General features: G+C 43.6%; 26 protein-coding genes. 7 read left to right on the top strand and 19 right to left on the bottom strand.

Going from position 1 to position 26,894, the window contains the following annotated elements:
- The 7 genes from accB to pxpB all read right to left on the bottom strand — a co-directional run.
- Positions 1 to 428, bottom strand: a 428-nt coding sequence (gene accB / locus C509_RS0120940) for an acetyl-CoA carboxylase biotin carboxyl carrier protein (protein ID WP_018708898.1), incomplete at its 3' end; no start/stop codon positions are given.
- A 461-nt stretch (positions 429 to 889) separates the two neighbouring features.
- Entirely contained in the window at positions 890 to 1,666 is a 777-nt protein-coding gene (locus tag C509_RS0120935) for an IclR family transcriptional regulator (protein WP_018708897.1), read from the bottom strand.
- Positions 1,667 to 1,724: 58 nt separating this feature from the next.
- Positions 1,725 to 3,158, bottom strand: a complete 1,434-nt coding sequence (locus C509_RS0120930) for a sodium:solute symporter family protein (protein ID WP_018708896.1) — start codon at positions 3,156 to 3,158, stop codon at positions 1,725 to 1,727.
- A gap of 12 nt (positions 3,159 to 3,170) precedes the next feature.
- Positions 3,171 to 3,338 (bottom strand): hypothetical protein, encoded by a 168-nt coding sequence (locus C509_RS26270; protein ID WP_018708895.1) that lies wholly within the window; start codon positions 3,336 to 3,338, stop codon positions 3,171 to 3,173.
- Positions 3,339 to 3,362: 24 nt separating this feature from the next.
- A complete protein-coding gene (locus tag C509_RS0120920) occupies positions 3,363 to 4,127 on the bottom strand; it encodes a LamB/YcsF family protein (RefSeq protein WP_018708894.1) in 765 nt (254 codons plus the stop codon).
- Between the two features lie 21 nt (positions 4,128 to 4,148).
- Positions 4,149 to 5,075 carry a 5-oxoprolinase subunit C family protein gene (locus C509_RS0120915; protein WP_018708893.1) on the bottom strand — a complete coding sequence of 309 codons (927 nt, stop codon included), beginning with the start codon at positions 5,073 to 5,075 and terminating at the stop codon, positions 4,149 to 4,151.
- Between the two features lie 36 nt (positions 5,076 to 5,111).
- Positions 5,112 to 5,834, bottom strand: coding sequence for a 5-oxoprolinase subunit PxpB (gene pxpB / locus C509_RS0120910; protein WP_018708892.1), 723 nt, complete (start codon positions 5,832 to 5,834; stop codon positions 5,112 to 5,114).
- 342 nt (positions 5,835 to 6,176) lie between these two features.
- On the opposite strand from pxpB, the gene C509_RS27285 reads away from it, so the two are divergent.
- On the top strand, positions 6,177 to 6,305 hold the full coding sequence (locus C509_RS27285) for a hypothetical protein (RefSeq protein ID WP_281168099.1): 129 nt from the start codon (positions 6,177 to 6,179) through the stop codon (positions 6,303 to 6,305).
- A gap of 297 nt (positions 6,306 to 6,602) precedes the next feature.
- Here the strand turns inward: C509_RS27285 and C509_RS0120900 are convergent, their stop codons facing one another.
- Entirely contained in the window at positions 6,603 to 7,808 is a 1,206-nt protein-coding gene (locus C509_RS0120900) for a CdaR family transcriptional regulator (protein WP_018708890.1), read from the bottom strand.
- Positions 7,809 to 8,367: 559 nt separating this feature from the next.
- Here C509_RS0120900 and C509_RS0120890 point away from each other — a divergent pair.
- Positions 8,368 to 9,849, top strand: a complete 1,482-nt coding sequence (locus tag C509_RS0120890) for a sodium/proline symporter (RefSeq protein WP_018708888.1) — start codon at positions 8,368 to 8,370, stop codon at positions 9,847 to 9,849.
- 41 nt (positions 9,850 to 9,890) lie between these two features.
- Here C509_RS0120890 and C509_RS26265 read toward each other — a convergent pair whose 3' ends face one another.
- Positions 9,891 to 10,031 (bottom strand): hypothetical protein, encoded by a 141-nt coding sequence (locus tag C509_RS26265; protein ID WP_018708887.1) that lies wholly within the window; start codon positions 10,029 to 10,031, stop codon positions 9,891 to 9,893.
- A 253-nt stretch (positions 10,032 to 10,284) separates the two neighbouring features.
- The gene (locus tag C509_RS0120875) at positions 10,285 to 11,298 is read right to left on the bottom strand and encodes an ornithine cyclodeaminase family protein (protein ID WP_018708885.1); all 1,014 of its coding nucleotides are present in this window, start codon (positions 11,296 to 11,298) and stop codon (positions 10,285 to 10,287) included.
- Positions 11,299 to 11,842: 544 nt separating this feature from the next.
- Between C509_RS0120875 and C509_RS0120870 the strand changes: the two genes are divergently transcribed.
- The 4 genes from C509_RS0120870 to C509_RS0120855 all read left to right on the top strand — a co-directional run bounded on the left by C509_RS0120870 (position 11,843) and on the right by C509_RS0120855 (position 15,757).
- Positions 11,843 to 12,628, top strand: a complete 786-nt coding sequence (locus tag C509_RS0120870; protein ID WP_018708884.1) for an SDR family NAD(P)-dependent oxidoreductase — start codon at positions 11,843 to 11,845, stop codon at positions 12,626 to 12,628.
- 68 nt (positions 12,629 to 12,696) lie between these two features.
- Positions 12,697 to 13,860: an NAD(P)/FAD-dependent oxidoreductase gene (locus C509_RS0120865; protein WP_018708883.1), complete on the top strand. Its 1,164-nt coding sequence runs from the start codon at positions 12,697 to 12,699 to the stop codon at positions 13,858 to 13,860.
- A 127-nt stretch (positions 13,861 to 13,987) separates the two neighbouring features.
- Entirely contained in the window at positions 13,988 to 14,758 is a 771-nt protein-coding gene (locus C509_RS0120860; RefSeq protein WP_018708882.1) for an electron transfer flavoprotein subunit beta/FixA family protein, read from the top strand.
- An 18-nt stretch (positions 14,759 to 14,776) separates the two neighbouring features.
- Entirely contained in the window at positions 14,777 to 15,757 is a 981-nt protein-coding gene (locus tag C509_RS0120855) for an electron transfer flavoprotein subunit alpha/FixB family protein (protein WP_018708881.1), read from the top strand.
- A 478-nt stretch (positions 15,758 to 16,235) separates the two neighbouring features.
- Here C509_RS0120855 and C509_RS0120850 read toward each other — a convergent pair whose 3' ends face one another.
- Positions 16,236 to 17,078 (bottom strand): hypothetical protein, encoded by an 843-nt coding sequence (locus C509_RS0120850; protein ID WP_018708880.1) that lies wholly within the window; start codon positions 17,076 to 17,078, stop codon positions 16,236 to 16,238.
- Positions 17,079 to 17,546: 468 nt separating this feature from the next.
- Here C509_RS0120850 and C509_RS27280 point away from each other — a divergent pair, with 468 nt between their 5' ends.
- Complete coding sequence (locus C509_RS27280; RefSeq protein ID WP_281168097.1) at positions 17,547 to 17,681, top strand: hypothetical protein; 135 nt, start codon at positions 17,547 to 17,549, stop codon at positions 17,679 to 17,681.
- 253 nt (positions 17,682 to 17,934) lie between these two features.
- Here the strand turns inward: C509_RS27280 and C509_RS0120845 are convergent, their stop codons facing one another.
- From C509_RS0120845 to C509_RS0120805, 8 genes are all read right to left on the bottom strand, one after another.
- Positions 17,935 to 18,129, bottom strand: coding sequence for a hypothetical protein (locus tag C509_RS0120845; RefSeq protein WP_018708879.1), 195 nt, complete (start codon positions 18,127 to 18,129; stop codon positions 17,935 to 17,937).
- A gap of 24 nt (positions 18,130 to 18,153) precedes the next feature.
- A complete protein-coding gene (locus C509_RS0120840; RefSeq protein ID WP_018708878.1) occupies positions 18,154 to 19,833 on the bottom strand; it encodes a hydantoinase B/oxoprolinase family protein in 1,680 nt (559 codons plus the stop codon).
- 13 nt (positions 19,834 to 19,846) lie between these two features.
- Entirely contained in the window at positions 19,847 to 21,880 is a 2,034-nt protein-coding gene (locus C509_RS0120835; protein WP_018708877.1) for a hydantoinase/oxoprolinase family protein, read from the bottom strand.
- 386 nt (positions 21,881 to 22,266) lie between these two features.
- The gene (locus C509_RS0120825; RefSeq protein ID WP_018708875.1) at positions 22,267 to 22,986 is read right to left on the bottom strand and encodes a FadR/GntR family transcriptional regulator; all 720 of its coding nucleotides are present in this window, start codon (positions 22,984 to 22,986) and stop codon (positions 22,267 to 22,269) included.
- A gap of 604 nt (positions 22,987 to 23,590) precedes the next feature.
- A complete protein-coding gene (queE, locus tag C509_RS0120820; protein WP_018708874.1) occupies positions 23,591 to 24,316 on the bottom strand; it encodes a 7-carboxy-7-deazaguanine synthase QueE in 726 nt (241 codons plus the stop codon).
- Positions 24,309 to 24,797, bottom strand: a complete 489-nt coding sequence (queD, locus tag C509_RS0120815) for a 6-carboxytetrahydropterin synthase QueD (protein ID WP_026320004.1) — start codon at positions 24,795 to 24,797, stop codon at positions 24,309 to 24,311. The genes queE and queD overlap by 8 nt, the downstream gene beginning before the upstream one ends.
- A complete protein-coding gene (queC, locus tag C509_RS0120810; RefSeq protein WP_018708872.1) occupies positions 24,797 to 25,465 on the bottom strand; it encodes a 7-cyano-7-deazaguanine synthase QueC in 669 nt (222 codons plus the stop codon). Before queC ends, queD begins: the two co-directional genes overlap by 1 nt.
- 366 nt (positions 25,466 to 25,831) lie before the next feature.
- Positions 25,832 to 26,773, bottom strand: coding sequence for a response regulator (locus C509_RS0120805; protein WP_018708871.1), 942 nt, complete (start codon positions 26,771 to 26,773; stop codon positions 25,832 to 25,834).
- Positions 26,774 to 26,894 lie beyond the last annotated feature (121 nt).

Raw genomic sequence — 26,894 nt, 5'->3', positions numbered from 1 at the left:
ACTTCCGCTTCGATCTCATTGAATAGCTTCATTGCTTCCACAATACAAACGATAGAATCCGAAGTGACTTCCGAACCTACTTTTACATACGGATCGCTGTCGGGAGAGGAAGCCTGGTAAAAAGTGCCGACCATCGGAGAAACAATTTCATGTAATTTGCTTTTCTCTTCCGCCCCGGAGCTTTGAGTCGATTCAGTTGCGACAGGCGCCTGCTGCTGCGCAGCCGGCTGTTCGAAGCTGGTTACCTTTTGGGAGGCTGGCTGAGAAGCAAGCATAGGTTCTGTCACATATCGGACAGTTTCCTGAACAGGATGATTCCCTTTCTTTTTCATTTTAATTTTACAATCGTCTTGTTTATAAACAAATTCATCAATGTCCGACTGGTCAATCAACTTGATCATTTCGCGGATTTCCTGGACTTTTAACATGGAAAATACTCCCTTTCATTCTTTAACGACTTTATAAAATGCCTCGTGCAAATTCACGAAGCAAATTTTGACAGGTGATTTTGTTTTACTGATCATGGCAGCTTTATAATCATCTAAAAGCTTTGGGGCGTTCTCCTCTTCTGTTCACTTCATTTGCATTCTCGTTCGAGAGCCCTGAACCGCTCTTGTATGCCGTTTTTTCTATGTGTTTGACTACTCGGGGACCATGGCCTCTTTTTTCACTGATTATCGCTAATTACTCTGCTCATCATGATTCATAAGGGCATAAGGGGAAAAATGAAGTGCGAGAGTGCCTGCTTATCGGCGACAAGCATAAGACGAGCGGTGAAGCCACTTTCTCCGATTATTCCATTTACTCGCCTTATGACCGATTCAATAGAACGATTCTCACTAATGGCCGCACAATACTGACCTCGTACCCCCACACATTTACGAAACTCTCAAACCGTGGATGTTACCTTGATATATCCCAGCTTCTTGGAGATTTCATTGGCAGTTTCTTTCGCTTTGCGCTGGGCATATTCCATGTGTTCACCGGATAAGCGGGTGTCGGGCCCACTCACGCTAAGGGCGGCAATCACGTTTGCAGTCCGGTCAAAAACAGGGTACGAGAATCCAATTGTCCCCTCATCCTGTTCACCATAACTTAAGGTGAAGCCCTGTTCTTTCGTCCGTTGGATTTTTTCAAGCAAATCGCTTTTCTTTGTAATGGTGTTATTGGTAAATTTTCGGAATGACATTCCCGAAATAATCCTTTGCTGCTCCGCCTCGGGTAAAAAGGCGAGAAGGAGTTGGGGTCCGGAACCCAGTGAGAGCGGCGATCTTCTCCCTATTCTCGTATACAGCCGCAATGCATGATTGCTCTCCACTTTCTCAATATATACCGCCTCATCCCCTTCCCGGATCACAAGGTGGATGGTCTCGTTAATCTCTGACTGAAGATGTTTCATCATAGGCTGGGCTACCCGGCGCAATTCCAACTGATCCGCTACAAGGCTGCCCAGTTCCAACAGCTTCAGGCCGAGCCGATAGCGGACGTTCTGGTCCGAATGTTTGGATTTCACCAAAAACCCCATATGCTCCAAGGACGACAGTAAACGAAATACTGTCGCTTTGGGCAATTTCGAACGCTGCGCCAACTCGCTCAGGGTAAGGTCAACCTCAGTTTCAGTGAAAAAATTTAAGAGTCCGAGCGCTTTCATAACACTTTGATTCATTTACATTCCTCTTTGTTCACATATTTTATCGGAACGATAAAAAGCTATAAACTCATTTCTAGCTTGCCATTTTTTCAAAAACAGCTATCATTTTTTTCGACGGCTTTGTCAGCTTGCTGATAACGATAATGACAATACATGTAACGATTAATGTCGGAATCATCGGGTCAATTTCAGCCGGAATTACCCCATACCTCTGCATAAGCTTCCAACTGATGGCAATGATACTGCCGGAGATGATTCCTCCCCAGGCAGCCTCTTTTGTCATACTGCGGTAATACATGCTCATAATAATGATTAAGCCACCTGTACTTCCTGCAATTAGATAGGCAAGATTCATCATCTCCATAATATAAGCGGGACGCCAAATGCCAATTGGGACTGAAAGGGCTCCCAAGAAAATAACAAGCAATTTGGTCACAACAAGAAGCTTCTTTTCAGAAACATCCTTATTCAAAAGTTTCTGATAAATATCTCTTCCCAAACTTGTTGCTCCTGCCAAAAGCCAAGTATTTGCAGAGGATAAAATGGCTACAAACAGACCTGCCATTGCAATCCCCACAATAAATGGAGGAACAAGATCAAACGTGTATGTTAACCAAATTGTCTCCGAATCTTCTATATTTGGGTAAATGGTTTTCGCAAAGAATGAAGACCCAAAGAATATAAATGACACCGGAAGATAAATCAATGCAATGGCCATGCCTGCTTTAACAATGTCCCTGACGCTTGAAGCCGCGTAGAATCTGGTTAAGTAACCCGGATTCCCTAAATAGCCGAACAGCCAGATGAAAAGCCAAGAGAATGCCATGAATGGAGTCAATTCACCAGCATTTGTAAAGTAGTCAGGCTGCGCCGCATGTAAAGATTCAGTTACAGGGCCCCAGCCTTCGGTGGCTTTAACCAAGAAAGGCACTGTGATAACCAATGCGGCAGTCAGTATGAACATAGCGATAAAATCGGTATTAAGAACAACTACCATTCCTCCTAAAATCGTAAATATGATCACCATGGCGCAAATAATAATTGTACTGGAAGCATAACTCATACCAAATAGTTCTGAGAGCAATAACCCTCCCTGTACATATAGTGATCCCAGGAGAACAACCATCCAAACAGAAGCAATGATGGAAAATACCGGTCCTAATAGTGGACTGTCAAACCGATTGGCCAGATAATCAGGAATGGTAAGTTGACCAAACCTGCGCAGTTTCGGTCCAATAAAGAAACAAAGAACGAAATAGCTCCAGGCAATTCCTATGTTAATCCAGAGAGTCCCTGCTCCCAGATCATAATAGTAGGACATCATTCCCAAAAAGGAAGCACCGCTAATACCAGATGCGAAAAGTGAACCTAGAATGAGGTACCATTTCCCTCCCCTTTCCGCAATATAAAAGGAAAGCAAATCTTTCGATTTCATATAAGAGTAAACGGCTACCCCAAACATCAACAGTAAAACAACAGCTATACCGAGTAAAATATGTGAATTCACGTTGTTTCCTCCCTAGGATGTAAGACTTTTTGTATCGGTTTCTTTATCTTCAACCCGGTCTCTATTTTTTTCCCAAGGAAACCTATCATTTCTTAAATAGTAAGTACCAAACACAAGGGATAAAATGATCGGAGCTGCACCAAACAGCCAGATCCAAAACATATCAGTAAACCAATTCATGCTGACCACCTCAGTCGTTATTGTTTAAGCAAAGGGCGATTTCACTTCAATCCCGGCCTCTTCCAACCTTCTTTTTATAATTTTAATCATTTCCAATGCTGTCGGCGTATCTCCGTGGACACAGATTGTTTCCCCATTCACTTCTATCTCTTCCCCTGTGATTGCTTTTACCTTGCCTTCTGTGACCATCCGGATGATCCGTTCTGCTACGTACTCCGGATCCGAAATCACAGCGCCTTCTTCTCTTCTGGAAACTAATGAGAAGTCCTTACGGTAAGCACGATCCGCGAATATCTCCAACTTAAATGGAAGCCCCTTCCGCTCAGCCACCTTATGAAGCTGAGAATACGGCTTTACAAAAACCGGAAGATCAGGCCTGACAGATAGGATGGCATCAACGATATTGATCGCCAGCTGTTCGTCGGAATCAGCCATGTTGTTCAAGTTTCCATGTGGCTTCACATGTGTCATGATTACCCCGTGTTTTTGGCAAAAGATATCCAGGGCGCCAATTTGATAAATAATCAGGTTCATCAATTCATCTCTTGGAATGTCCATGTTCCTCCTCCCGAATCCAGCCAGATCCGGGAAGCTTGGATGGGCTCCGACTCCCACGCCGTGCTCTTTGGCGATTTTCACGGTATGATCCATAATATTCGGGTCTCCTGCATGAAAGCCGCAGGCCACATTGGCCGAAGAGATATATTGAATAACTTCATCGTCATTTCCCAGCTTATACTGACCGAAACTTTCACCCATATCACAATTTAAGTCAATCGTTTTTTTCATTGTGGCAATTCCCCTTTCCTATTAGCAAGTCGCTTGTAATATCCGGAAGTTATGTTCCTGCTTTCTTAGCTCTTCCTGTGCTTCCTCTATTGAAATCTTAGTGAAAGTGACGGTATCCCCCGGCTTTACCTGCCCAAGCTTCGGAAGATCAACGGCGATGACTCCCCCGATTTTGGTGTAGCCGCCGATACTCTGTCTTCCGACAAGAAAAATGATAGGCTGTCCATTTTTTGGCACCTGGATGGCCCCGTAAAAAATACCTTCCGAAATAATATCAGCCGACTCCACATGTTCAATAACAGGACCTTCCAACCTGCATCCCATCCTGTCCACTTGTTGTGTAACCTTGTAAGCGGAGGAGAGGAACGTTCGAATTCCCTTTTCTGTAAAAGATTCATCCTGAGGACCGAGAATCACTCGGATTTGGACGTCACTTGGATACTCAGGGATAAGGTTATCAGGCAGGAGCCTCCCCTTCAGCCGGCCATTTGGTTTCGGAAAGACCCGGAGAATATCCCCTTTTTTTAAAGCCCTTCCTTCCATTCCGCCTATTTTTCCAACAAGATCAGTAGATCTGCTTCCCAATACCTGTGGAACATCAAAACCCCCGGCCACAGCCAGATATGACCTGCATCCCGAGCGCGCGCCCTTGAATTCGATCACGTCCCCCTCTGCAACTTTGATAGACTTCCACATTGGCGCCTCTTTTCCGTTTATACCCGGACTGAGGTCTCCGCCGGTGATTGCGATGATACCCGGTTCTCTCACAAGCAATTTCAGCCCCATAAGAGTCACTTCCAACAACGCCGCGTTTTCACCGTTTCCTACTATAATATTAGCCATCCGGTGGGAATACCCGTCAGCGGGTCCCGATACCGCCAATCCGTATTTTTGATAGCCATGCCTTCCCAAGTCTTGGATTGTCGTCAACAATCCCGGTTTCAACACTTCAAATATGATAATCGCCTCCTTTCCCTTGTTGCATCATCCCTTTATGCGTTGGGAAGAGTGGATGTTCCAGGTTTCATTGTTTTTCATTATCATTTCAAACTCTTCTTCAGTAATTGCCTCGAAAAACACCTTGTCCCCTGACTCGAGGAGGAACGGATCCTCTTTTTCCGGGTCGTACAGGCGCATAGGCGTGCGGCCGATCAACCGCCACCCGCCGGGACTCTGAACAGGATAGATTCCCGTCTGATTGTTGGCAATCCCTACACTTCCTGCTGGTATGGAAACCCTTGGGGAGGGTAGCCGAGGGGTACTGATTTTCTCCGACATACCTCCCATAAACGGATATCCCGGAGTAAAACCCAGAAAATAGACCAAATATTCTCCCCCTGAATGAATGGAAATGACCTCTTCTGGACTGAGCTCGTTATGTTCAGCCACATCCTCCAGGTCCGGTCCCCACTCGCCGCCATATAAAACAGGAATGCGAACCTCCCTGCCAGCGGATGAACCGGTGACAGAAACTTCCTTTCCCCACTCCTGCAGCTTTTCCTGCACCTCCGCGTAGGAAAGCTTCAAAGGATTATAATGGATCAGCAAAGAGCGATAACCGAGTATGACCTCTCCCAGACCATTGTCCGACTCCATCTCCGCCAAATAGGAAAGCTGACGTACCATTGTATTTGTCTTTTGATCAATCTTATTTTCAAACTCGACCAATACAGCTTGGTCACCAGCCGGCTTACATATAAATTTCATTGAATATCACCCTAGCTTTTCGTCTAAATGGAAATTTAAGCAAACTGTTTTCTTTTTTGCCTGATAGCACTGACTGTATAATTGGTTGAAATCTGTTCGGGGTTCGCCATCACTTCATTGACGGACAATTTGTTTGCAGCCAAAGCCTCTTAAACTCTTTATCTGTATGGACCTTTACAGCGTGTACACACAGGGATCCACCCATCTTTGCAAAATCGACCAGACGTCCTGTATAGCGTCTGCTAATATAATGGCATTTTTAACCGCTTCGGCGCCGCTGATAAGATAAATCGTCTTTTTCGGAGAACTGCCCGGCACCTGGCTGTTGAATTTTTCTGCCAATTGAATATATGGACACCGGAAAACAGGGCGGATGAAATCATCCAAATGGTTTTAAAGAGTTCGACGACGGGAGCGGGAGAGTGTCCCACATTAAGTGGACCGATTCCTCCGGCTACATCTATGAATTGATTTCCGTCCCCAACCTACACTAAAGCACCGGGAGCTTCCTGCGTGCCAAACGATTAATCTTATAGAGGCATTCGGAACAGCCTCCTGCAGCCGCTTCATCAAATCCTGCGAATTCGGCCCTCTTAACGGTGTGCTCAACTTGATAAAATTCAAGAGTAAAGCCCCCTTGGCAAAATATGATAACCCTTACATTATCCTTTGAGCGAAATACCACCGTTTCATTAAATGAACCATGATTTCATTTTATGAGTTTAGTATAGCAACTCACTTTTTAAATTTCAATCTATTTATAAAATTTCATAAAAGCCCCTTCCCAGAACCCTTCATAAACAATGGATTCCTCTCCCTTTTCTTCAAAGCGATGTAAAGAACCATACACTGTTCAAACGATTGGGGATCGATCCGACTCAGCTCACTAATCTTGTTTAACCGATACATCAATGTGTTTCGGTGGATATAGAGATTTCTCGCAGCCTTGCTGACATTCATACTGCTTTCGCAGTAAGCGATAAAGGTCTCAATCAGCATGTCAGATTCGGGGAACTCCCAAATGTTCCGTATATCGTCGGCAAACATCTCAAGAAAACGAAGGTCGATATCCTCCAGAAAAATATCCGGCAGGATGGACCAACTGTCAAACGAATACACCCTTTCCTCCGGATCACTCCTCAAGCCGGCCTTAGTAGCTTTCTTGGCCTGCTGATAGGAGCGGGCCGCCCCTTCCAGTCCCGTATAACTTTTCCCATAAGCTATGGTGACCCCGCCCCGGACACCTTCCCGGTCCAAAAAGGCGGTCAGTTTGCTAACAGCATCGTCACATGTCCTTTTTAATTTTGGCTCATCCTTCGAATCAACGAGTTTGAAAACAGCCCACTGGTCTTGAGTGACAGGGCAGACAATATCCTCATTACTTTCCCGAAACAAGTGGCTGATCAAGCTTTGCAGCTGTGTTAGCGGCGGGTCTTCCTGCGAGGATAATTCTCCGAGTGCAGGAACATGAATCAGCAAACATACCCTCGGCCTGTTGAAATGCACTCCGAGCAATTGGCAGTATTCTTCAAGTTTGCTTATATCCTTCCAATCTCGATAATGAATCAGGTGCTGTACGAACAACTCTGTCGTCTTCATTTGGACAAGCTCTGACTCTGTACGGAAGCTCTCCCTGAGAAACATCTCAATATGGCTGCGGATAAATTTCACATACCTCCTAACATTTTCCGGCTCGCCAACAATGCCCAATACACCGATAACCTTGTGATCAAACCAAATGGGAGCCGCAATTCCCGGCAAAACATTCTCCAGGTTATCCACCTGTTCTTTCGTGAATACTACCTCTCTTCCCTCTTCAATCACTCGGGAAGATACCGGGTGCAGTGTCCCGATCCTCTCTTTGTTATCAGAACCGATGATGATACCCTTTTCGTCTGTAATACTGAGAGAGATGCCCAGCAAAGATGATGTCTGTTCAACAAGAGGTTGTGCAACCTGCTCAAAAAGCTTCATTTCTTTACCTCCCAACTGTCACGACTCCGGTATAGCAATGATTATACCAACAAACTGGCAATATCGTATTCTAAATTTTGTGCATATTGTTTCTTGAAAGGAAAAAAGACTTAGCTATAATTACATGTACATAACAACAGCCAAGGAGGACTGATAGAAAAAAATCTGAGTTGCATACGTAAGACGGAAACGACCTGACGGATATGAGGGACTTTGTCCGTGACATGTCCCTAAAGAGTTTTGACCCTAAAATCTGTATCGATAAGCAAATGTGTAAGCTTCAAAGCGACTGATTTTAAAAGCGTTTTATTGATTCTTATATTTTTTATTATCCAATCGCATCATTCATATTTCAAGTTTTCTAGAAATTAAACCTTTCATTGGGCTCTTAAATTGTAAAGACCAGTTTCAGGCCCCGGTAAAGCGGCGGCCCGGCATTTCAACGAATAATTGAAAGCGCTTTATTTTTAGAGAAATCATCATTTCAGCAGCAGACTTGACGCCTTTACCCATTATTTTAATCAGATCTTCCCAATCAAACAATAAGGGAGTAGATTATATGAATACGATTATTTTAGTAGAATTCATCCTCTACTGTCTCGCCATGGTCGCTATTGGTTATTATTTCAGCAGGAAAGAGATGGAACACTCCGACTTCCTGATTGGCGGCGGCAAACTCCCCGGTTGGGCTCTCGCTTTTTCCGAGAGGGCCACGGGAGAATCCGCCTGGCTGCTCTTGGGTTATACAGGATTTGTCTTTATGACGGGTTTCTCCGCCATCTGGGTGGCAGTCGGAATTGGACTGGGGGTTGCCTTCTCCTGGCTCTTCCTCGCCAGGAGATTTATGGACGAGGCGAAGAAATATAATGTCATGACACTTCCTGGATATCTTGCAGCGAGATTTGAGTCAAAGGGAAAAATCATTCTTTGGCTATCAACGATATTAATCGGCAGCTTTATGATGTTTTACTTCGGCGCTCAAATTGCCGGAGCCGGAAAAACCTTGTTCACCGTTTTTGGAATTAAGCCGCTGACCGGTATTCTCATCAGCTTTGCCATCGTCATCGCGCTTTCGTATCTTGGCGGATTTGTCGGTGTTGTTTGGACGGATATGATTCAAAGTATCATGATGCTCATCACACTCGTTGGCCTTCCCATTATGGCTCTATTCAAAATCAACTCCGAAGGCCTGTCCGTCATGGATGCCGTTGTAGCGGCAGGTCCGACAATGGACTCCTGGACCGGCGGGTTGACAGGCTTCGCTTTAGGTCTTCTGCTCTTCAATAACTTCGCCTGGTTCTTCGGATTCCTGGGCGGACAGCCTCAGCTCAGCGCTAGATTCATGGCTTTGAAGGACAAGAAAGAGGCAAGAACAGGGGCAACTGTCGCAGTAGTCTGGGTTATTTTAGCCTATGTAGGCGCCTTTCTCATTGGTTTGACTGCATTGACCCTATACCAAGGTCAGGCATTCGCTGATGTGGAAACAATTCTGCCGTTCATGATCCTCGACCTTTTCCCTGAATGGGCAGCAGGCATCTTGCTTGCCGGTATACTGGCCGCCATCATTTCAACAGCGGACTCACAGCTTCTGGTTATTACAAGTTCGGCAAGTGAGGACATTATACGTAATGCCTTAGGCATCAAATTAACTGAAAAGAAACTTGTATTAGTATCTAGATTAACTATTGTCGGAGCCGGAATCATTGGTTTGATGATCGCCCTCTTCTCTAAGTCGCTCGTCTATCTCGTTGTCGGATGGGCATGGGCCGGAGTTGGATGTACACTGTCTCCTGCGATCATACTTACGTTCTTCTGGAAAAAATATTCAGGAGCCGGAGTCATTGCAACAATCATTTCAGGATTTGTGTCAACAGTCGTGTGGATCTCCACACCGCTTGAGGAGATCATCTCCTCGCGGTTTACAACATTCTTTATCGCTTTGGCGTTTGGTATTGTCTTCAGTCTATTATTCCCAGAGAAGCAGACTGGAGCTGCAGAAGATGATGAAGATCTATCTGCCGAAAATGCGATCAACGTCTAATTCTGCGGTAAAAAAGCATCGGGCTTTAAACCCGGTGCTTTTTACTGCGGTGTTCTGCCGGCTCTTGAATGCTGCATTTTCTTTTTGCCTGATCCCGGAAGCCTTGAGGTACGCTTAACTGCCGCTTCCTCTCTTTTCATGAAAACTTGGAATCCTTGGCCCACCTTTTGGCCGATCTTCATGATATGTACGCCCCTTGGCGGTTACATGAGATCCCTTTTTCTGTCGGCAAAGTAATTAGGGGCAGGGCAGCTCCTCCATTTTCAAAGGTCACATGTTTGATAGCTTTAATGCACTTTCCATCACTCCCTGCCTCCATACACTCACACAAAAAACCGCCTAGACATCACTTTACGTGAAGTTCTGGACGGTCCCTATTGTTTATTTTAAATACATGAGGCCAAATCCCCGCTTGGGAGACTCCCACATTTAGTATCAAACCTCCATTTTCGGTGAGAAAGGAGAAATGGTATCCAATGAAATGTTTTGGCCAACCTGTTCCTTGAGTGCTTTTTCATAAAAATATCTGGCAACGACCACATCAGCTACAGCCAGTCCGACCGATTTGAAAACCGTAACCTCCCGGTCGTTATCCCTGCCCGGCAGCTGACCGCCGATAATAAGTCCAAGCTCCCCATGAATGCTATCTCTATGAAACTTTCCCTCATTGATTGGAATCAGCAAGTCACCCGCTTCTTCCATTGCTGAATCGATGGATTCCACTACTACCTTGTCTGCATTTGCTATGACATGGCTGGGCAGTTCTTGCATAGATGAGGTATAGGAACCGATCGCATTGACATGGACACCAGGCTCAAGAGCTTCCGAGAATACCGGCCTACTGGAGCTTGTGGCCGTTACGATGATATCCGCTCCCCGAATCGCTTCATTGGAATCCGAATAGATGATTATGTCCACCTCATGCCTCGCTTTGATATACTCTGCAAGGATTTCGGCCTTTTCCCGCGTCCGATTATATAACTTCAACTGAGTGATGTCCCGTACTGCCTTGATGGCCTCGAATTGTCCGATCACCTGCTCGCCCGTACCGAGTATAGCCAGCACTTTAGAATCAGCGCGTGACAAATATTGGGATGCCGCTCCAGAAAGCGCACCTGTCCGCATAACCGTCAAATAAGATCCTTCTAATAGTGCAAGCGGCTCCCCCGTATCTGTATCTGCCAGCAACACCACTCCGTTGATAGATTTTTTTCCAAGAGCGGTATTTTCGGGAAAGACGGCAACATATTTCATTCCAAGACTTTTCAAACCCTCCGCGACAGCAGGCATAAATATGGCATTGCCTTCCTTCTTCTCCAACTCCAGGACAGTCCGGACTGGAGTTATGGTCCCGGCAGCCGAATACTCCTTCAGCGACTCTCCCACAGCCTCTACCATTTCGGACATATTCAGCAACTTCTGCTGGTCCTCAGCATTAATAATCAGCATGGTTTATCCTCCTTCGCATCAGCCGTCATTTTAAACAGCCCGGTTCGTTCCACTTCTTTTCACTACAACCGTCTATCAAAATCTCAGAAATAACGGACTATTCTATTACATACTATACCGGCTCAGTACAGAAATTCATATGGGCACAATTCACAAAAAAAAGCGTTTACAATTTGTCCACTTTGCTCGTTTTTCAAGAGGCTATACCAGCCATCTGTATTTTAAAAGGCCACACATTGCCATGACTCTTCATAGATAAGGAAAGTTTCAGCTGAAAAAATGCACTCTCACGCAACTTTTCTCTAAAAAGAGGGCTTCCCTTTGTTATCTGTTTTTAAAAAAGAACCACGCCCATCCCCCTATATTTTTCAAAGAAGCGCTTGCAAAAAATAGAAAATTTATACTATAATCGTCTTAACGTATTCCGAAAAAAGGTTTTGTTGTTCCGAATTTCGGAAAATTAGGACCATTTTTGAGCCAACCATCACTTTGGAAAGAAACCACTAATTCGGAAAACAATCACTTATAACTGGAGGGTTACAGAATGAGATTACAAGATAAAGTAGCAATTATTACGGGCGGAAGCCAAGGCATTGGCGAAGGAATCGCCCGGACGTTCGGAAAGAATGGAGCAAAGATTGTTATCGCCGATGTGAACGAACAAGCAGGTAAGCAGGTAATAGACCGGTTTATCAACGAAGAAATTGACTGTCTTTTCGTCAAAACGGATGTCAGCAGCGAAGAGGATGTAAAAAACTTGATCAGCACAACAGCCGAACATTTTGGCGGTGTAGATCTCCTCGTCAATAATGCTGCGGTCAATATTCGGAAATCAGCAGTAGACACCTCATTTGAAGAATGGAATAAAGTAATCGGCGTCAATTTGACAGGAGCTTTCCTCTGCTCGAAATATGCGATCCCCGAGATGGAAAAGCGCGGCGGTGGAGCGATTGTCAATATCGCTTCCTGGCATGCGGAGAAGACGATTACAAGACTGGCAGCCTATGCAGCTTCCAAGGGAGGTATGACAGCCCTGACAAGACAAATGTCCCTTGACTGCGGCCCGCTGAATATCCGCGTAAATGCTGTATGCCCAAGTTCAGTGGACACCCCGCTGCTGCATCAGACATTCGCCAGCCTGGAGGATCCCGATGCTGCGTTTGAAGAAACGCTCAGATTCCAGCCGATGGGAAGAATCGGAACGGTGGACGATATTGCCAACGCCTGCCTGTTCATGTGTTCGGACGAAGCCTCTTACGTCAGCGGCCAGACGCTTATGGTGGATGGGGCAGCCATCAATAAAATTGCACGCCCATTGATGTTTGACTAATTCCGTTCTTCCTTTTACCGCTTCATTGCTGCATTTTACGAAAATATGCCTAGTAAAGGGTGGTCTAAATGAATAAATATGATGTGATTATTGCTGGCGGAGGCATCATGGCCTCCAGCCTGGCCTACAATCTGCGCAAAGACGGGTTCACTGGAAGCATTGCGGTTTTCGAAAAAGACCAAATGTACGAATTCTCTTCCACTCCGCGCAGTGAGGGTGGTATCCGCCTCTCATTCACAACAGAAATCAATATCCTGATGAGCCGTTACAGCCTGGACTTTTACAAAAACTTTGCAAAAGAAATGGAAGTGAACGGGGAGTCGCCACAAATTGATTTTAAGCAGAACGGATATTTGTACTTGGGTACGAGTGAAACAATGCCGAGATTGATAGAGGAAGCTAACTTCCAAAACCGGTGCGGAGCCAACATGAAAGTTCTGTCCGTGGAAGAAATCCATGATATCATCCCGGAATTGAATACGGAAGATCTGGCTGGAGCCACATTCGATACAGATGCAGGATATATGGATCCGTATACAGTCCTTCAGTTTTATGCGAAAAAGGCAAAATCAATGGAAGTGGATTATATCTACCAGCCCGTCCAGTCCCTCCTTGCTGAAAACGGGAGGATAACAGGTGTCCGGCTTGAATCCGGAGAAGAATATCATGCTCCAATCGTTGTCAATGCATGCGGCGCATGGTCTGGTGCACTGAGCGAGACCATCGGCGTCGACATCCCTGTCAAGCCGTTCCGCTATCAGATCTTCTGCCTGGATTTAACAAAAAAATTCTCTAAATCACTGCCGCTCGTTTTCGATCCGACTGGATTTTACTTCCGCGGAGAAGGAGAGAAAGTGATCACCGGTATGCCTCATAAAGATCCGTACAGCTTTGAATTCTCTTCGAATAAGTCCACTTTCGAAGAAGAAGTATGGCCAATCTTCTATGAAAGAAGCCAGCTGTTTGAACAGCTGAAAGTGGAACGCAGCTGGGCTGGATTATATGACTTCAATACGATAGACCAAAATGCGATTATTGGCGGACATCCGGTCATGAAAGGCTATTACGTCATTACCGGCTTCAGTGGACATGGGTTCCAGCAAGCGCCCGCAGCAGGAAAAGGGTTATCTGAACTAATCCGTCTTGGAAAATATGAAACTTTGGATTTGTCTTCCCTCTCTGTTGAAAGATTTGCTAACAACCAGCTGATCCTAGAAACAGCCATCCATTAACCACTAGCCGTGCTTGCCGGACGACAGTGCATCCGCGGGGCTGACAGAGCATATTCGGAATATCTCCCCGCTTTTCCCGAGTCCGGCATGGGCTTACAAAAATCTCTTGATTGCGCGGAGGTCTACCATGAATATTTTTGTATTATTGAAACGGACATTTGATACGGAAGAAAACATTGTGATTGCAAACGACACGATTGATGACAGCAACGCTGAATTCATTATCAATCCTTACGATGAATATGCAGTGGAAGAGGCGGTTAGCCTTCGCGATGAACACGGCGGGGAAGTGACGGTCGTCACTGCAGACGATGAAGAAGCGGAAAAACAGCTTCGCACCGCTCTGGCCATGGGGGCTGACAGAGCTGTATTGATCGAAACTGATGACTTGGATGAAATTGATTCGTCTTCCATCGCTTTCCTGCTTGCCTCTTATCTGAAAGATCAGGATTATGATCTGATCATTGGAGGAAATATATCCGTCGACAACGGCTCAGGACAGGTAGGGCCAAGCATTGCGGAGCACCTCGGCATTCCTCAGGTAACAACGATTACAAAGATTACTGTTGAAGACGGCAAGGCAACCCTTGTCCGTGATGTCGAAGGAGACGAAGAAACAATCGAAGCTTCCCTCCCCCTTCTCGTGACAGCACAACAAGGGCTGAACGAACCCCGTTACCCTTCCCTTCCTGGAATTATGAAAGCAAAGAAAAAGCCGATTGAAACACTGGATTTAGATGACCTCTCCATCGACGAAGACGATGCCGAAGCAAAAACAGAAGTCACGGACATCTCCCTTCCTCCTCCAAAGAGTACTGGCATCATACTGGAAGGCGATGCGAAGGATGTAGTCGCACAACTGATCTCTAACTTAAAAGAGAAAGAAAATATTTTGTAAAAAGTGAGGCTGAATCATATGGCTGAGAAAATTCTCGTGTTAGGAGAAGTGAAAAACGGAGATTTAAGAAGCGTATCATTCGAAGCGGCTGCCGCAGCGAAAAAAGCGGCCCCGAATGCTGAAATTGTCGGAGCTGTGCTCGGCGATGATGTCACAGGCCTTGCGAAAAAAATGATCCACCATGGTGCGGATAGGGCGATTGCAGTCAACGCACCGGAACTGAAGAACTATACGACAGATGCCTATCAGCAAGCGATTATGCAAGTATTGGAAGAGGAAAATCCAAGCGGTATTGTGATGGGACATACAGCGCTAGGCAAAGACCTGGCACCCCGGATAGCCGTTAGAAAAGGGCTTGCATTGATCTCTGACATCGTCTCTTTGGAACAGCAGGATGGAGAACTGCTGTGCACAAGACCCATATACTCGGGAAAAGCTTTTGAAAAAAGAAAGCCGAAAGACGATCATTTCTTCCTGACGATCCGTCCTAACAATATTCAGGCGCTGGAAGTGGACGAGAACAGAGATGGCGAAGTCAGATCCGTAACGCCTGACCTCAAGGATATCCGTACGGTCATCAAAGACATCGCCAAAAAAGCGGCAACAGGCGTGGACCTCTCGGAGGCCAAAGTGGTCGTCGCAGGAGGGCGCGGTGTCAAAGGTCCTGAAGGCTTTGAGCTTCTACAGGAACTGGCGGACGTGTTCGGCGGTGCAGTTGGCGCATCTCGAGGTGCCTGTGATGCGGATTATTGCGATTACTCCCTTCAAATCGGGCAGACAGGAAAAGTTGTCACACCGGACCTGTATATCGCTGCCGGAATTTCGGGTGCCATCCAGCATCTGGCCGGAATGTCGAACTCCAAAGTGATTGTGGCTATCAATAAAGATCCCGAAGCCCCTATTTTTGATATAGCTGACTATGGAATTGTCGGTGACCTATTTGATGTGATTCCGGTCCTCATAGAGGAATTGAAGAAAGAGCCGGCATTAGCTGGGTGACGGCAAGCTTGAACGTTTGACTGCCTCGCGCCCGCGTACCCTGGATACGAAGAGTGAGTTTTCCGACTATCTGGCACCAACTGCACAGCTCTTAAGAATGGGCGTATCATGTATATGGACTCCAATGGATTTACTGGATTGTTAATTTGCTCCCAACAACCCTAGCATTACGGAAGTTCGGAAAAATTTCGGGAACAACGCATGGAAAGCATGGCCAGGCGAAGTGCATATTGGGGAAATAGCAGGTTGTAATCATTTGCTACTAACCTAACGGGGGTTTTCATTCATAGAGTTCTTCAACAATCGGGCGCTTATCGGGAATACTGATGGCGCCCTATTTTGCAGAATCCAAGTTGTGGAATAGAGTTGTTCAAACAACACAAAAGTTTAATCCTTTCCTGAGCAGAGGGAAAGCTTGGAAAGGAAGTTGTTTGACAGATGTTTTCAGATTTGTGAACCGTCTCTGTATTCCATCTGACTATTGTTGCTTTAAAGCTCCGTTCGCCACTGGGATATTTTCCATGTCAAGGACATTCATTTTGCAGAAGTATTCCAGAAAGTTTTTAGCTTCTTTGATTTGCTCTTCATCCGTTTTTAATGCAATGATATCTTTTAGGATTTGAGCGGTCCAAACATTATCAAAATAACGAAATTTACCAGAATTCCATGTAGTTCGGTGAGGATAGTTCTTATTGACATAATAATTCCAGAAAAGCATCTTCTCTGCTTCTTGATCCGTGAGCTCGATTCTAAATTCTGCATGGGACGGGACCATTCCATCTTCGCTAAGATTGCCGGAAAACATTTCATTTACCATGTAGAGGCCTAGAATCCGTCTTCTTGTTTCTGGTTGATCCGACTCTCTTGCAGTCAGAAGGCCTGCGCTGTTTGGACGCAAACGAGCTACTCTGTTTAGCTGACCTTTATTTTTTCCGCTTTGAATCTTGCCAGTAGATACTTGCCAGTCGTTAAATACACTTTGTTGCTCTTCTTCGTCCAGCCAGAAAACAATTTGTGAGCTTTCAGAAATTCTAGGGTTCTTCAGCTTTTCCCTGCGCCGCTGTTCAAACGCCTGTCGTTCTTTCTCTTCTTCACGTTTCCTTTCAAGTTCTTCTTCTTCCATTTTCCTTTTCAAAAGGACTTTCTTTAAAGTTTCTGCAACATTCCGGTCATTTAGTGTAATAAATTTTCCAAATGCATCAGGGTAAACAAATTTTTTTACATCCTTATTAAAATCAACGGTGATGAAAGATTCATCGTGATCCACGATATTTCCTTCACCAAAGACTTTATGAGTTACTTCTTCATTAATTAAATTCACTAACTCACTCTCCTTATATAAAAATATTCAGGTATTTATTGACACCTATTTAGCCTGCTTGAATGGCACGAAAATGAGTTTTTAAATTAAAAAATCGTACTCAATCTCTGTCTAGAAGAAGTTGCGTACGATGATCAAATACTGCCTCAAAACTATTCTAACTGTAGAATATCATATAATCTATATTATTGCAAATTTATGATTGACAATAGCAATTTGTTTATCGTATAATAATTATTTATTTTAATATATAAGTGATCAGAGGGGATGAAAAAATGATATATCCATTTTGGCATTTCTATTAATGATTACCGACAAAAGACTTACATTAAAATGCCTGAAAAAGATACGAATTATTATATATGCTGTTCAAACGCTTGGTATCTTAGGATTATACTCACCTTAAAAAACCTCGCTTGGCTACTTCTCCAACATGTTCAGCGGCGATCGCCGTCGGATCTAATCTGCATGAAGCGCTTGAATCTCCCGCAATTCCTGATCGATCACCACGGAATCATACCCGATTTAATACATCTGAATTTGATAGACCCGGTCAATCATTGCTCATCAAGCTTTGCACAAACCTTCTATATTAAACGGTAAAGCATCCACCATAGCTTTACTTCCTCTCTGATGATAATTGCCCTATTAAAGTATTGTATTTGCCCATTAAAGAACTCGAAACAAAACGGGATGTCCACCGTATCCAAAACTGGTCCAGGTCAGGAACCAATTGCTCCTTCAAGATGGGTTTTAAGATATTTGAATAAAGTGGACTTACACACTTCATTTGACAAACCCACTTTTCAAAAAAAGCAAGAACCCCTCGGCCCTTGCTTTTACCTAAACCCCTATATTAATTTGACTCTACAAAAGCTTCCTGCTTAATCTTTTCTCTCTTCTTTTCCCACTCTACACACCAATTTGAGCAAAATAATGCCGGTTGTTCTTTTATGTTTACTTGTTCTATACGTTCTTCATATACCAGCTTTCCGCATACAGAACATTTCTCATATTTTTCGACATAGTAACCGTTATTTGAAAACTTCATGAGAACAGTCCCTTCCTAAATATTTTAATAGATTGTCTCCGATGCTTTTTTAGATATAAATCCATCCAGTACATCTTCCTTGATCATGTCTCTATCTCTCTCTTTCGGTGAACCATAGCCGCCACCGCCCGGTGTGACGATTTTGACTCTGTCTCCTCGTCTGATCGGGATATTTGAGAACTTACTGGACGAAACCTTGCCATAGCCCTCGACAACGTCTTTCCAATCTTCTTCGCCATTTTTCTGAACCAATGTGGCTCCAAATCCGCCTTCTTTTCCTTCAAATAATCCATAAGGAGCAATATGATGTCGATCTGTCATTTGGCTGATTGTGATTAAATCGGCATTACATTTTAGTATTTTCTCTGCGCCCAGACCTCCGCGATATTTTCCTGCACCACCAGAATCTTGGTTTAAATGAAACGACTCTACGAGCCAAGGAAATCTGGTTTCAAACACTTCAACAGGCGTTGTTCGGCAGTTTCCATTGATCGAGTCAACCATGTCATTTCCGTCAGCATATGGACGGGCCCCCCATCCGACTGCTTCCAAATCATAACAAACATAATACTCCTCATAGTCATCATGATACCCGCCAAAAACAAAATTGAGATGGGTACCGCCCTCGCAGGCAATGACTTTTTCCGGAACGGCTTTAGAGAATGCCCCAAGCACGGCAAATGCAATCCTTGGATGAGTTTCTGTATTACCGCCTACTTCCGGTGCAGGGTAATCAACGTTTACTACTGTTCCTGGAGGCGCCACTACTTTGATGGGCCTAAAGCAGCCAGAGTTTTTGGGAATGGAAGCATCCGTCAAGTTTAGCATCGCATTATAAGCTGCTGACACCGACACTCCATACGTTGCATTGATAGGACCCCTGGCTTGCGGGGAAGTCCCCTCATAATCGATAATGACTTCCTCGTCTTCAACATACACATTGGCTTTAATTGTAAAAACTTTATTTTCAATTCCATCATTTTCAACATAATCCTCAAATTGATATAAACCATTTGGAATTTCTTTAATTTCTGCACGCATCCGGCGCTCTGAGTAATCCATTAAGTCATCCACTGTTTTCATGAAAAAGTCTTTTCCATATTTATGAATCAACCCTTTTAATCTCTCTTCACCGAGATCAGCGGCACTGATAAGAGCCCTTAAATCTCCAAAGTTATATCGTGGCGTTCTCACGTTTGCTAGCATGATTTTCCATACTTCTTCGTTATCTTTTCCTTCTTTGACGATCTTGACAGGAGGAAGCCTAAGTCCTTCTTGGAAAATTTCAGTAGCCTCTCCGGCGAATCCTCCCGGAGTCATGCCCCCGACTTCGGCCAGGTGTCCAATGGCAACCGCATAAGCCACCACTTCACCGTCAATAAAAATAGGTTTAAAAACGGTGTGCTCCGGAAGATGCAGTCCACCTCTGTATGGATCATTGTGAAGGATTACATCACCCGGATTCATTTCCGATGCCGGGATCTCTTTTATGCAGTTTTCTATCAAAGTCGGCATCCCGCCAATCATGGCCGGGCAGTAATCTGCCACGGCAATAAGTTCACCTTTCGCATTGGCGAGCCCGCAGGTAAAGTCCAACGCTTCATTGAAAATGGTTGAATAGGAAGTCTTCATAAGTGTAATACCCATTTCACGACAGACGGATACCATTGACGAGTTAATAATATTAACTGATACTACATCCATATTGTTTACACTCCTATCTTTTTTCGATATGCATATTTCCAAAGGAATCAACCGTTAACTTATGCTGTGGACCTACTATTGTGGAAGAAGCATTTTCTTCAATAATGGCCGGTCCCACAATTTCATGGCCGTCTAAAAGAGTTTCCCGATCATAAATAGTCGTCATAAGAGACTCTTGATCAAAACGAACCATTCTCTCATCCTTTTGCACAGCTTGGCTTCCGTTTGCTCTAGCAATTTTTTTGGCAGCAGGTTTGTCCGTTTTACTGATAATCGTTACTTTAAATGTAACGACTTCCATCACTTCTCCATCAATCTTGAAACCAAATCGATCATCGTGCATGGAATGGAATGTATTCCATATGGTTTGGACGTTTTCTTCATTGATTTCCTCTTCGTTAAAAGGAATATCCAACTCATAGTTCTGGCCAAGATAGCGCATTTCAATCGATGTGATAATGTTGTAGTTATCCGTATAACCCTGTGAAGATAAATCCTCTAAACCTGCGTTCTTCAGTTGCTGGAAAACTTCATTCGCTCTGGAAATATCAAATTTTTTAGAGGTCATTTGAACTGTGCGCTGGAGATCAACACGGGCATCTGAATACATGAAGCCGACAGCGGAAAACTGTCCAGGATGCATAGGGATCACAGCTCTTGGAATCTCTGCAATCTCCATGAGGTCACTTGCATGCAACGGACCGGCTCCGCCAAAGTTCATCAATGTGAAATCCCTGGGATCATGCCCTTCCTCTACCAATACCATTCTCAGTGCCCCTACCATGCTGTTGTTAGCAATTTTAATAATGGAATCAGCTGTCTCTTCAGCTGACATGTTCAGTTTTTTCCCCAATCTATCCAAGGCTTGGTAGGCCGCATCATAATCAATCTTCATGGACCCGCCCAGAAAGTTATCCGGGCTTAACCTTCCTAAAATAAGGTTGGCATCTGTTACTGTTGGATTTTCTCCGCCTCTCTCATAACATACAGGTCCAGGATCTGCCCCCGCACTTTCCGGCCCAACGTTAAGCATGCCGCCATTATCAATCCAAGCTATGCTTCCGCCGCCTGCGCCGATCGTTCTGATATCTATCATCGGTACCTGAATTGGAATACCCCATTCGATTTCAAAATTGGTTGTCAGTTCTTCGTTCCCATTTTTAATGATAGCGACATCTGTACTGGTGCCGCCCATATCTAGAGTAACGAGATGGTCAATGTTGCATTGTTCCACAATCCTCTTTGCCCCTACAACTCCGCCTGTAGGACCCGAAACAGCCGTATTGATCGGAGCTTTTTTAGTAGCAGCCAAAGTCATAATCCCGCCATTTGACTTCATAATACCCACATTTTTCGTGATATCCTTCTCTTGAAAGCGCTCACTTAATTGGTCTAAATAAGAAGAAACAATTGGTTTAATATAAGCATCAGCGATGACAGTGCTTCCTCTCTCATACTCTTTCCATTTCGGAAGAACATCATAAGAAATGGAAATTGGCATGCCAGGCAGGAATTCTTCTAAGAGGCTCCTTAACTTTTCTTCATGTTTAGGGTCTACATAAGAATAGAGTGTACTAATGGCAACTGCATCTATGTTTCCTCTCTCTTTAATTTGCTCCGCCACTTGTTTTACTTCTTCTACATCAATTTCGGCTAAAGTTTCCCCTTTATGTGTTAGACGCTCATTAATTTCAAAGCAATTCCGCCGCTTCACAAGCGGTTTGGGCTTGATCCAGCTTAAATCATAATGTGACTTTCTATTGGCTCTCTGGATAAAAGGGACATCTTTGAAGCCCTTAGTGGTAATATAAGCAATCTCTGCTCCTTTTCTTTCTAAAATGGCATTAGTTGCAATCGTTGTACCATGCCGGATTTGGTCAATATCTTCTACATTCTCAAATTCGCTTAAACCCGTTAGTACCCCATTAATAGGGTGCCCAGGAGTTGTTAGGTTCTTCCAAACCTTCATTTCCTTTGTTTCTGGATCAAACGAAACAAAATCAGTAAATGTACCACCTACATCTATACCACTAATATAATTACTCATTGATGTTCCTCCCTTATAAAAACTAATGATGTAATCAAGTGCGCCTTGGCGTATTTGCGCCCAGATTTTATCGAACTCCACTCGATAAATTTCGTCTGAAATCTGAGGCATCCGCCGCAAGGCTTTAACTTTATTCAGCCGGGGTTTGAACCCCCACTGAATGGAATACCTATATGCTTTCAACTCACCACTTACAGATGTGGGAAATTTCTACTGAATGAAGTTAAAGGTTCATCATGATATTGAGTCATTTAGCACAAATAATACCTGTAATGAAAACGAAGATTATGCTCATGGTTGCCGGGATACCTGGGTGAAATTTCGAGAGTTTTTTCTCCATAGAAAATTCCTCCTTTCATTGGATAACAACAAGCCTACAGCTACGGTTACCTCATCTCCTTATAGTTAATATTTTTACTCCTCAAAAAATCAACTTCCTCTCTAAACAATTCCATATGCTCTGTCATCGTTTGGATAGCCAAATCCTGATTTCGGGTTTTTAATGCTTCAATCATCACCCAATGCTGCTCCTGCGCCTTGCTAATAATATCCAAAAAGTTACTAGTATACTTGGTCAATGAAAACGGGGATTCTTCCGTCATTTCAAAAAAAGAATGAACCAAGGCGGCAAATATACGATTTTGTGAAGAGTCAGCTAAAGCCTTATGAAATTTCAAATCACACTCTAAAAAACCGCCTACATCCATCACTTGATCCATTTCAGTGCATATCTCGATAAGCTTATCTATATCTTCCGGAGTTGCCTTCAAAACCGCTTTAGAGATGACCGATAATTCCAGCTCCTCCCTCACCTCTAAAATCTCTTCTATAGTAGAATCATATTTTTGGGCAACTCTCTTAAAAGACTCCGTTAAAATATCTTCATTGTAAGAGGTGACATAGGCACCCTTTCCCGGAGTGATTTTTATCAGCCCCTTTTCCTTAAGAACTGTTAGAGCTTGTCTAACTCCATGCCTGCTGATCTCATAAGTTCGCGTTAATTCTCTTTCCGAAGGTAATTTATCCCCTTCTTTTAGAGCCCCATCGTTTATCTTTTTTTCAATATCCACAATCACGCTGTTAAAAAGACTACTGCCGCCGTTCATATTAATCACCTATTTAAACCATTTTGTTTTTTAAAATTAAACCGCTTCCATTTTATTAGAAACGCTTGCAATTAAGTAAAATATTTTGCTGGTGAAACTGGTGGAACCAGTTCAACCGAATGTAGGGTTTACTATACTATATCCTTTTTATACTTGCAATACTTTTTTTGTTTTTTATATTAAAAATTTATCTACCTTATCAAATTTTCAATTAACTAGGGGTCTAGAAAGCCTTAAACCTTTTGAAAAATTAAAGGAGGGATTGGAAGCTAAAAATCCCCCCAATCCCTCCAATTTATTCCCATCTGAATATCTCTGTCATTACTTTAAACGCCTGGTTGAAGCGCAGCGGACAGGCAAGAAATCATTCCTTCTGCTCGGCAAAAAGCAAGAGAAAATAATTTCTTTTTTTGGCTTATATAACTGCGGTGATTACCGATACGATAAGCTTGAGGAACATTACCATCAAGACATTATGCAGTTGCAGGTATACCATTTCTCCCAATCTGTCAGAATCCTGTTAGAGATTGCCATCCAACCTTCAATGCCACTTGCGTTGATCGAATCATTAGTTGCAGTCAGCCTATCAAGCTTTCCACCGCTCCTAAACCCCCCGTTTGTTTCCCCAAACAAGGGTATGAAGCTGAGGCAGGACTTTCACGTTCCTTAACTCGTGATCTGCTATCACCTTATCAACCAGCCATCCATATTTTTGCAATAGGTGTCGGACAAGCTGTTGATTGTCCGTAGTCTGATAGTCATCATTCCCTACCTGCAAATAAAATGGAATGCCTGGATATCTGAGATGCACTTTTTTGGCATAGTCAAAATCCTGGTCATCAAATATGACCACCTTTAAACTGCTATGCGTTGAATCAACTCCTTTTAATTTCTCCAAAATCGTATCAAGAATATCGAAGTTGGTCACCATCCCGGAGCTTGGCGGTTTTGGCGAAACCGTTAATTCATCAATCTCCAAAAACCAATCCTGCCACTTGCTTCCTTGTGTTTCCAATCCAATTTGTATGTCGTTCTTCTTTAACAGTTGGGTTAAGCTGCCGAGGTTTTTTAATAATGCGGGATTGCCGCCGGATATGGTAACAAAAGAAAAACCGTCACCCCCAAGCAGCTTGAGCTCTTGCCAAATTTCTTCTGCGTCCATTTGCTTGATCGAATCTTTTCCCGAACCGTCCCACGTAAAAGAAGAATCACACCATGAACAAGAATAATCACAGCCGGCTGTTCGAACAAACATCGTCTTTTGCCCGATCACCATTCCTTCCCCTTGGATGGTTGGGCCAAATATCTCCATTACAGGTATTTTACTCAATTTCCATCCACTCCCGCCTTGTTTCCGCGTAACTGGTAGGTGTTTCATATAAACGGACAAATTCCACCTGGACACCATTATTCTTTTCCGGCCGGTTGCTCAGTGACTCCTTCATCTTTTCGTAAATCCAGACAACCATGTTTTCAGCAGTCGTGTTCATGTTGGGTAAGGTCTCATTTATATAGCGGTGATCAAGGTAAATCTCAATTTCCTCTTTCCAGATCTCTTTAATATCCCCGAAATCGATCACAAGACCGATTTCATCCACAAACCCGCTAATGCCGAAAATCACTTTATACGTGTGACCGTGCAGGTTCTTACATTTCCCTTCATAACAGTGAAGATGATGTGCCGCATCAAACGTGAATTCCTTGCTGACAAGTACGCGTTTATGATGGTATTTCAGCTCGTCTTTTTTGATATCCCTATCCAGTTTTTGCAGATCTTCTACAATCCGAAAGCCAAAGAAGTCTTTCTCCATCATTCTTTAACTCCTTTTTGCGATGCGAGATATTTTTCCAACCCATTTTTTCTCAACTTACAGGCCGGGCATTCTCCGCAGCCATCACCTATCACTCCTTCATAACAGGTCAATGTCTTCTCCCGGACGTAATCCAGTACATCCAGTTCATCGGCAAGCTTCCAAGTCTCTTCCTTGTCCAACCACATGAGCGGTGTATGAATCACAAATTCTTGGTCCATTGATAGGTTGATGGTCACATTCAGAGATTTAATAAAAGCATCCCTGCAATCGGGATATCCGCTGAAGTCTGTTTCACTCACGCCCGTGATCATGTGCTTTGCATTCACCTGGCTTGCCAAAACAGCCGCAAATGACAGGAAAATCAAGTTGCGTCCCGGAACGAAAGTAGATAGCTGCTCTCCATCACCTCCGTCTTTTATGTCAATGTCGTTCCTTGTTAATGCACTTGGAGCCAATTGATTCAGCAGATGCATATCCAACAAGTGATGCCTGACATTTACCTCTTGTGCAATCGCTTTTGCACACTCAATCTCATTTTTATGCCTTTGGTTATAATTAAAAGTAACGACTTCGACTTCCTTAAAAGTTTTCAGCGCCCAAAACAAGCACGTGGTGCTGTCTTGTCCACCGCTAAAAACAACAATCGCTTTTTCATCTTTTAACATGGATAAAACTCCTTTTCAAAAGAAAAAGCAATACCCCAAGATAGAGTACTGCTTATCTTAGTTTTTTTAACGAGGGGGGCTAGAACCTCTATTATACTTATCTGCAAATATTATAGTAACACAAAATTTGGCAGAGCGGCACAGGGTTTGCAGGCTCTCCAAATCAATAGCTGCTACACAATTCCAAGTTGGGTAGAATCGTTACAACGATTACCCTGCCACTACATCATAAACTCGTACGGGACAGAATACCTAAGATGATCAAAATAACTATCCCGTCACAGGGCACCTTGATGTGTCCACTTCTCCTGCACTTGAAAGGAAGATACCACTTGCAACAGGTCGAAGTCAGCTGGTTCAACTATCCTATCTATTTTCAAAGGCCAGACGTTTAACTTCATAATAAAGCACTTGAATAAATCTTTTCGTATTGATTCGGGTCCCAGTAGTTGATGGAGAGGATCCGCTTTTTATTTCCATCATCCTTTTTCGAACCACTTTAAAATCAAAAAACTTGGAGGCGTAATCCTGGAACGCTGGATTGGCAAAATCTGTTACACCTAGTGCGGCCAGGTGGTTTAAAGACTGGTAAACAATTCTTCGAACACGCTGCTGGGAAGCTTTGACCTCCCTGCTAATTTTGGAATGGGGTGCAGCAGAACCATATTTTGTTTGGGCAAGGAAAATAAAAATATCTTTGAGTAAGGGCGGGTTAGTCTGATATCCTTCATTCCCTTCACTTTTATACAAAAAGTTTAAAATTTCCAACAAATCCTCGCAGCCGTTTTCCCCAATCACACCTAATTCTGATAAGAGGAATCGACCGGAAGCAGTCAGTTTATCTTCCCTTAGAACACTTCTTTTTTCATTTAATTGTAAACGAGGTCCTACGTTCATTACGTTACTTAATGACTTATGTATATTAGCAATTGATCTCTCCAATTGAATACGTTCGCTCACCTTTTTTATCACTGAGAGAACTTCAAACCTATTAATGGGCTTCATGATATAGTATTCTATTCCAAGTGAATAGGCCTCAGCTATTAATTCCTTTGTCTCCACCTGCGAAATCATGATAAATTTCCCCGGGAACGAAGGGCCGATCTGGCGGATCGTTTCTATCCCATCCCTTACAGGCATTATTAAATCAATCAATACGATGTCTATCTTTTTTAAGTTCAAAAAAGAGAGATCTACTTGAGCGCCATTTTCTGCTTCCCCTACCGTTTCCCCCAAATCCTCATCTTCGATAATTTCTGCCAATATGGAACGAATGGCCTCATCATCATCAACTATATAAAAATGCATTTGCACCCCTCCTGCCTGAGAGATTACTAATAATATTTGACATCTTTCTTTATAATCCTTTATTCCTCGATGGAAGTTTTTGATTGTAAAAAGTTATGGGCTCCTGAGGTAATCGTAAACG

This window comes from Siminovitchia fordii DSM 16014 = CIP 108821, from assembly GCF_000374565.1.
GTDB lineage: Bacteria > Bacillota > Bacilli > Bacillales > Bacillaceae_C > Siminovitchia > Siminovitchia fordii.
Note: the sequence above shows the minus strand (reverse complement) of the source record. Positions and strands in the feature narration are given on the sequence as shown.